This is a genomic window from Streptomyces sp. NPDC055103, from assembly GCF_053607625.1.
Map to the genome: position 1 here is coordinate 1 of NZ_JBSGTX010000095.1, position 7,764 is coordinate 7,764.

5 protein-coding genes and 1 pseudogene are annotated in these 7,764 nt (G+C 69.3%); 4 read left to right on the forward strand and 2 right to left on the reverse strand.

Annotated features, from left to right (window positions below; genetic code table 11):
• Positions 1–93 precede the first annotated feature (93 nt).
• Positions 94–564 (forward strand): annotated as a pseudogene (locus tag ACWFR1_RS36415) (HNH/endonuclease VII fold putative polymorphic toxin); the annotation flags it as partial.
• Between the two features lie 12 nt (positions 565–576).
• The gene (locus tag ACWFR1_RS36420; protein WP_453559345.1) at positions 577–969 is read left to right on the forward strand and encodes an Imm50 family immunity protein; all 393 of its coding nucleotides are present in this window, start codon (positions 577–579) and stop codon (positions 967–969) included.
• A 364-nt stretch (positions 970–1,333) separates the two neighbouring features.
• Here the strand turns inward: ACWFR1_RS36420 and aspS are convergent, their stop codons facing one another.
• Positions 1,334–3,193 carry an aspartate--tRNA ligase gene (aspS, locus tag ACWFR1_RS36425; RefSeq protein WP_453559348.1) on the reverse strand — a complete coding sequence of 620 codons (1,860 nt, stop codon included), beginning with the start codon at positions 3,191–3,193 and terminating at the stop codon, positions 1,334–1,336.
• Positions 3,194–3,379: 186 nt separating this feature from the next.
• On the opposite strand from aspS, the gene ACWFR1_RS36430 reads away from it, so the two are divergent.
• Positions 3,380–5,497 carry a SpoIIE family protein phosphatase gene (locus tag ACWFR1_RS36430; RefSeq protein ID WP_453559351.1) on the forward strand — a complete coding sequence of 706 codons (2,118 nt, stop codon included), beginning with the start codon at positions 3,380–3,382 and terminating at the stop codon, positions 5,495–5,497.
• Positions 5,498–5,704: 207 nt separating this feature from the next.
• Positions 5,705–6,523, forward strand: coding sequence for an MBL fold metallo-hydrolase (locus ACWFR1_RS36435; RefSeq protein WP_453559354.1), 819 nt, complete (start codon positions 5,705–5,707; stop codon positions 6,521–6,523).
• 64 nt (positions 6,524–6,587) lie between these two features.
• Here ACWFR1_RS36435 and ACWFR1_RS36440 read toward each other — a convergent pair whose 3' ends face one another.
• Positions 6,588–7,661 carry an AI-2E family transporter gene (locus ACWFR1_RS36440; RefSeq protein ID WP_453559356.1) on the reverse strand — a complete coding sequence of 358 codons (1,074 nt, stop codon included), beginning with the start codon at positions 7,659–7,661 and terminating at the stop codon, positions 6,588–6,590.
• Between the last annotated feature and the right edge of the window lie 103 nt (positions 7,662–7,764).

Genomic DNA, 7,764 nt, shown 5'->3' on the forward strand with positions numbered 1-7,764 from the left:
GCCTCCTGCGCGTCCGGCGACCAGGCCCGCGCATCCCCCACCAGATCACTCACACACCGTCAACGAGCCTGAACTCAAAGCGTTTCGGATCAATACGACCCGGAATCGGCCCGGTATCTCAGCCAAGATCCCCTCGGCCTGGCCCCAGCAGACAACCCGGCGACGTACGTCGGCAACCCCCACACAGGGGCCGATCCGCTCGGGCTCGCCCCATGTCCCGACGTACCTGAATACAAACAGTCGCCGAGCAGACATGCCGCCTTCCGAGAAGCCAAGCGCGACCTGGGAATTCCCATGTCCCAGCACCCCGATGAATTCCGAAAGACCCCGATGACAGATCGCGATGGTCGCCAAATAATGACGGACGATGGGCGACCGGTGATGACGCGCGAGTATATTTACCAGCGCGAGGACGGCAGCCGCTTGATAATTCAGGACCATGCCGCTGGTCACTATTACGGCGAGGGAGGCGTGGGAGATCAAGGGCCACACCTGAACGTACGACCCATCGAGAACCCCCGAAACGGACATGTTCCCGGCACAGCAAAGCACTACGAGTACTGAAAGGCGGCTCAGATGGGCTGGACTTCACTCCTCTCGAACCCCTTGGCTATCGAGAGGATTTACGATGGGAATCCACCGGAACTCGTGTCCGTCCCGCTCCACGCGGTTGACCTGAATCGAGAGGGTCCGACACTGTCCTTGCGGTTCGACATGCCGACCTTCCCGGAAAACCCTCCGAAGAAGTGGGCTGCACAAGGGTTCAATACCGTCCAGGTGACCTTGACCCTGGGCGGGGTCCGGAACGTCTCGTTGAGTGGGTTCACGGCCGACCCGGTTGTCGACGTGGCCATGAGCGCAGGTAACGGCGTGGAATTGATGGTCAGGTCTCCTTCGGTCGAGCTTAACGCCGCCGCGCTCAGTGCACACATCGCGCATGTCTCCGCGTACAGGACGGCTACTTCCTGACCTTCGGACATCGCTGACGGAGTCGCCGGACAATAGTCCGTTCGACGGGGTCACCTACTTGCACAGAATAGCTGCACCGTTCATATGGGTGATTGGTTGCGCACTCCATATCGATTCCCGCCATTCAACTCAGCGAATTCGTACGGAACATCGCGAAACCCGACCCAAGAGGCCGAGAACTGATGCTGATCAGGCGACCGACCTGGCGTCCAGTTATTCGTCGCGTGACAAGGAGGGCGTGTCCGGCCTCGCGGGTCGTCTTCCAGGGATCCAGGAGCGGTTCCGCTGATCTCCGTCACGCATGCCGAAGGGGCCCGGAACCGTCGTGCGGTTCCGGGCCCCTTCAGTGACAGGACGTGAGTGACTACCGCGCCGCGTCCGGGTGGACCGCGTCCGTGATCGGGCGGTCCTCCGTCGGCTTCTCCGTCGGCTTTTCGACCGGCTTGCGGAGCTGGATGTTCAGCTCGCGCAGGCGGGACTCGTCCAGCTCCGTCGGGGCGCCCATCAGGAGGTCCTGGGCGTTGCCGTTGAGCGGGAAGGCGATGGTCTCGCGGATGTTGGGCTCGTCCGCGAGGAGCATCACGATGCGGTCGACGCCCGGGGCGATGCCGCCGTGCGGCGGGGCGCCGTACTCGAAGGCGCGGAGCATGCCGGCGAACTCGTGCTCGACGGTCTCCTTCGAGTAACCCGCGATCTCGAAGGCCTTGAACATGATCTCGGGCTCGTGGTTACGGATGGCGCCGGAGGACAGCTCGATGCCGTTGCAGACGATGTCGTACTGCCAGCCGAGGACGTCCAGCGGGTCCTGGGTCTCCAGGGCCTCAAGGCCGCCCTGCGGCATGGAGAACGGGTTGTGCGAGAAGTCGATCTTGCCGGTCTCCTCGTCCCGCTCGTACATCGGGAAGTCCACGATCCACGCGAAGCGGAAGACGTTCTCCTCGAACTGGCCGGCGCGCTTGGCGGCCTCGACCCGGACCGGGCCCATGATCTTGGAGACCTCGTCGAACTCGCCCGCGCCGAAGAAGATCGCGTGGCCCGGCTCCAGGCCGAGGCGCTCGGTGAGGACCTTGACGTTCTCCTCGGTGAGGAACTTGGCGATCGGGCCGGTGAGGGCGATGGGGGCACCTCCCACGCCGTCAAGGCTGTGGGGGACCTCGCCGACGCGGACCCAGGCCAGGCCCTTCGCGCCGAGGGAGACCGCGAAGTCGCCCAGCGCGTCGAAGAACTTGCGGGGCTGGTCACCGGTGTTCGGGACGGCGAGCGCGCGGACGTGCTTGCCGGCGAAGGCCTTGAACTCCGACGCCTCGAAGACGTCGGAGATGTCGACGAGCTCCAGAGCCGTACGCAGGTCGGGCTTGTCGTTGCCGTACTTCAGCATCGACTCGCGGAAGGGGATGCGGGGGAACGGGGACGTGACGTGACGCCCGCCGCCGAACTCCTCGAAGATCTCCGTCATCAGCTTCTCGATCGGCTGGAAGACGTCTTCCTGCTCGACGAAGCTCATCTCGACGTCGAGCTGGTAGAACTCGCCCGGCGAGCGGTCAGCGCGGGCGTCCTCGTCGCGGAAGCAGGGCGCGATCTGGAAGTACCGGTCGAAGCCGGAGATCATCAGCAGCTGCTTGAACTGCTGCGGCGCCTGCGGCAGCGCGTAGAACTTGCCCGGGTTCAGACGGGACGGGACGACGAAGTCGCGGGCGCCCTCGGGGGAGGTCGCGGCGAGGATCGGGGTCGCCATCTCGTTGAAGCCGAGGGCCACCATCTTCGAACGGATGGAGGCGATGACGGCCGAGCGCAGCATGATGTTGCGGTGCATGCGCTCGCGGCGCAGGTCGAGGAAGCGGTACTCCAGACGCCGCTCCTCGTTCACGCCGTCGTCGGTGTTGATGGTGAAGGGGACCTGCTTCGACGCGCCCAGGACCTCGACCTCGGCGGCCTCGATCTCGATCTCGCCGGTGGACAGCTCCGGGTTGACGTTGTCCGCGCCACGCGAGACGACCTTGCCGTCCACACGGACGACGGTCTCCTTCGTCAGCTTGTCGAGGACCTCGGCCGCGGCGGTGCCGGGGCGGGCGACGAGCTGCGTGATGCCGTAGTGGTCGCGCAGATCGATGAAGAGGATGCCGCCCAGGTCGCGCCGATTGTGCAGCCAGCCGCTCAGCCGGACGTCGGTGCCGACGTCAGAGGCGCGGAGCTCGCCGCAGGTGTGGGACCTGTACCGATGCATCGTCGTTCATCCAGTCTTCGATATCGGGATCTTCGGGATCTTGGAGGGGGTCGCCGCGCGCCCACACTCACGGGACGCAAGTCACAGGACACGCAGACAGACGCACCCAGGGTACCGGCCGCCCCATGATCCCTTTTCGAATACTCTCAGTGGCGACATGGTGTCCGATATTCATAAAGTAGGGCAATGCGCACCGAGGACGTCCTGGCCGCGATCGCGACCGGCCTGTGGCGCTGGGACAACGCGTCCGGGATCGTCTCGCTCGACGCCGAAGCGGCCCGGCTGCTCGGGCTGCCCGCCGAGCCCGTGCGGCTCACCGAGGCGGCCGTACGCTCGCGATTTCACCCGGTCGACTGGAACGAGATCGACGGCGTCGTCAATCTGGCCGTCGCCGAGGGCACCCTCGCCGAGGCCCGGCTTCGGATCATGGACGAGCACGGCCGGGTGATCCGTACCGTACGGAGCAGGTCCAAGCCCCTCATCGAGGGCAACGACTACCAGCTCGTCGGCACCCTCCAGGAGGTCGCCGAGCAGCTCCCCGGCACCGCCGCGCGCACCCCGATCACCGGCGACTGGCGCCGCTCCCGCGAGGCCTTCCTCCTCGACGCGGGACGGGCGCTCGCCGAGGCCCGCTCGACCGCCGAGGTGCTGCGGGTGGCGGCCTCGCTGTCGATGCCCGGTTTCTCGCCGGACGGGCTCGCCGTCTTCGGCGTGGCCGGCGACCGGCTGACCGTCATCGGACACCACGGGCACAGCCAGGGCGACGAGGGCCCGTTCTCGTCGATGTCCGTCGGCACCGACTACCCGGCGGCGGAGGTCGTACGGACCGGGCGGGCGATCTACCTGCCGACGCCCGACGAGTACCTGCGCCGCTACCCCATGACGTGGCCGCTCGCCCAGCGCTTCGGCCGCCGCTCCTGGGCGTTCGTGCCGCTCGTCGTCGCCGGGCGCACGATGGGCGCCTGGATGGCCGCCTTCAAGCACCCGGTCGCCTTCACGCCCGACGAGCGCTCGGTGCTCACGACGGTGGCGCGGATGCTCGCGCAGGCCCTCGCGCGCGCCGGGGTGGCCGAGTCGGAGCGCGAGCTGTCCCTGGGGCTCCAGCGGACGATGATGCCCGTCCTCGGCCCCGGCATCCCCGGTATCCAGGTCGCCGCCCGGTACGTGCCGACCGGCGGCGGTCTCCAGGTCGGCGGCGACTGGTACGACATGATCCGGCTGCCCGGCGGCACGAGCCGCTCCGGCGGGCACGGCGCGGGGCGCATCGCGCTCGTCATCGGCGACGTCCAGGGCCACGACGTGCGGGCGGCCGGCCTCATGGGGCAGCTGCGGATCGCCCTGCGCGCGTACGCCTCCGAGGGCCACCGGCCGGACGCGGTGCTCTCGCGCGCCTCGCGCTTCCTGTACGGGATCACCGACGGCGACGACGCGGAGAACGGCGGCCCGCGCTTCGCCACCTGCCTCTACCTGGAGGTCGACCTGGAGACGGGCACGGTCGACATCGCGCGGGCCGGGCATCCCGACCCGGCGGTACGGATGAACGACGGAACGGTTCTCCTCAGGCCCACCGCCGGTGGTCTGCCGCTCGGCATCGACCCCGACACCGACTACCCCACGACCCGGCTCACCCTGGAGCCCGGCGAGACCCTGATGATCTGCACCGACGGCCTCCTGGAGACCGGCGGGCACGACCTGGACAGCGGCTGGGAGCGGGTCAAGGCGCTCCTGGAGTCCCACGACGGCGAGGACCTGGAGCAGCTCGCCGACACCCTGGTGGAGGCGGTGCACGGGCCCGGCTCCCACCACACGACCGGGCCGCTCGCCGACCGCCGCGAGGACGACATCGCGGTCCTGCTGCTCTCCCGCCGGCCCGCGGGCGCGCTGCCGGAGGCCCCGCGCCGGACGCTGATGACGATCGCCCAGGCGGAGCCGGAGCGGATCGCCGAGGCGCGCGAGCAGATGCGGCAGCTCCTGCACGACTGGACGGACCAGGACCAGCTCGACTCGGCGGTCCTGATGGTCTCCGAGATGGTCACCAACGTCCTCGTCCACACCGACGGCGACGCGCTCCTGGTCGCCGAGGTCGCCTGCGGCGAGGAGTCGCGGCGGCTGCGCGTCGAGGTCTCCGACCAGAGCGACGAGCTGCCGCACAAGCGGCACCCGGGCGAGATGGCGTCGAGCGGCCGCGGCCTGATCCTGATGGAGATGCTGGCGGACGCGTGGGGCTTCGACCCGCGGGGCGAGGGCAAGTCGATCTGGTTCGAGCTGAACGAACCGTCTTCGGGGAAGGGCTGCCGCGGGTAGCGGTAAGGCGTGCGGCGATGCGCGTGTGGAGGCGTACGGGGACGCACGAGGACGTACGAGGACGCACGAGGACGCACGAGGACGCACGAAGACGTACGAGGGCCGGGATGGCCTCCGCCTTCCGCTCCCGCCAACGCGCGCCGCCCCCTCCCACGGCGCAGACTGGTCTGGTACGGCCGCGCGGGGGGACCACGGAGCAGGCATGCCATGGACACCCACAAGGTCGGCAGCGACACCACCGTGCTGGCCGACAGCCTCGAGATCCCGGGGATCGGGCACATCCCCGTCAACGCGTACGTCCTCACCGCCGCGGAGCCCGTCGTCATCGACACCGGGCTCTCGATAGCCGACCGGAACTTCGTCAACACGCTCGGCTCGGTCATCGACCCGGCCGACGTCCTCTGGATCTGGCTCACCCACCCGGACCGCGACCACACGGGCGGCATCTTCGACCTGCTCGTGGCCGCGCCCCGGGCGAAGGTCGTCACCACCTTCATCGGCGCCGGGATCATGACGACGGAGCGCCCGCTGCCGATGGACCGTCTGTACTTCCTCAACCCCGGGCAGTCCCTCGACGTCGGCGACCGCATGCTGCGCGCGTTCAGGCCGCCGCTCTTCGACAACCCCGCCACGGTCGGCTTCTACGACGAGAAGACCCGGTTCTGCTTCAGCTCCGACTGCTTCGGCGGGCCCATGCCGACCGCCGAGATCGCGGAGAGCGGGCACGCGAACGACCTCAAGCCCGAGGATCTGCGGCAGGCCCAGCTGCTGTGGGCGAGTCTGGACAGCCCGTGGGTGCACGTCGTGGACCCGGTCAAGTACCGGGCGACGATGGATCCGTTGCGGGAGATGGCTCCGGAGATCGTGCTGTCCACGCATCTGCCGCCCGCGGTCCGGATGACGGCTCCGCTGATCGACACGATCTCGATGGCCCCGGACACGGACCCGTTCGTCGGCCCCGATCAGGCGGCCCTGGTGCAGATGCTGGCGTCCTTCGAGCCGGGCGGCCAGCCCGCCGCCACCTGAAAGGCGGAGCGCGGGGCGCGGCGGCCTGGACGGCTGGCCCGCGGTCACCGCGAACGGGCAGCTCTCAGGCGCGGGGCGCGGTCGCCTCCGGCTCCCGGGGGGTCCCGTACCGCGCCCGCAGTTCGCCGACGATGCCCGTCGCGGCGGCGGTCAGCGGTACGGAGAGCAGCATGCCGAGGATGCCCGCGACGGACGCGCCGGCCGTGATCGCCAGCATGACCACGGCCGGGTGCATCTGCACGGTCTTGCTCTGGACGAGGGGCTGGAGGACGTTGCCCTCCAGGACCTGGACGGCGAGGACGATGCCGAGCACCCACAGCGCGATGACGAAGCCCCGGTCGGCGAGGGCGACGAGGACGGCGACGGCGCCGGAGAGGAACGCGCCGAGGTACGGGATGTAGGCCGTGACGAAGACGAGCGCGGCCAGTCCCACCGCGCCTGGCACGTCCAGGACGAGCAGCCCCGTACCGATGATGACCGCGTCGACGAGGGCGACGAAGGTCGTGCCGCGCATGTACCCCTCGACGGCCTCGAAGGCCCGGCGGGCCATGGCCTCCATGGTGTCGCCGGTGGCGCGGGGGGCGAGCGCGCGCAGGGCGCCGGCGGCCCGGTCGGAGTCCTTCAGGAAGAAGAAGATGAGCAGCAGGGCGAGGACGGCGGTGGCCATCATCTCGCCGACGACGCTGAGCCCGCTGATCACTCCGGAGGCGGCGGTGCCGCCGAACTGCTTGAGGAGGCCTTCGGCGTTCTTGGCGAGGTCGTCGAGGGAGGTGCCGGCCGCGCCGAGGTGCTCGGCGATGTCGCCGGCGGCCTGCCGCAGCGAGGCGACGATCTGGTCGCCGGTCTCGATGAGGGCGAGGACGACGATGTACGTGGCTCCGCCGACGACCGCGACGACGGCGGTGACGGTGAGCGCGGCGGCGAGCGCCCTCCGCACCTTCATGCGGAGCAGCCGCCGGTAGAGCGGCCCGAGGAGGGCGGTGCCGAGGATCGCGAGCAGGACGGGGGTGACGGCTGTCTGGAAGACGACGCACAGCCAGATGCCGACAGCGGCGACCCCCGCGGCGAGCAGCAGGACGACACACCAGGCGGCGAAGCGACGGGCGGGTTCGGGGAGGAGCGCTCGGGTCGTCTGCACCCGTCCACCGGACCATGCCCGTCGGCGTGTCGTCGCGTGCTGACGGCCGTACGGGTGACGGCCCATCAGTAGCGGTCAGGGGCTACTCGCCCACCCCGTGGAT

Excerpts from the sequence above, each read along its gene's own strand:
- ACWFR1_RS36420 (WP_453559345.1), top strand. The coding sequence starts at position 577 with ATGGGCTGGACTTCACTCCTCTCGAACCCCTTGGCTATCGAGAGGATT.
- aspS (WP_453559348.1), bottom strand. The coding sequence starts at position 3,193 with ATGCATCGGTACAGGTCCCACACCTGCGGCGAGCTCCGCGCCTCTGAC.
- ACWFR1_RS36430 (WP_453559351.1), top strand. The coding sequence starts at position 3,380 with ATGCGCACCGAGGACGTCCTGGCCGCGATCGCGACCGGCCTGTGGCGC.
- ACWFR1_RS36435 (WP_453559354.1), top strand. The coding sequence starts at position 5,705 with ATGGACACCCACAAGGTCGGCAGCGACACCACCGTGCTGGCCGACAGC.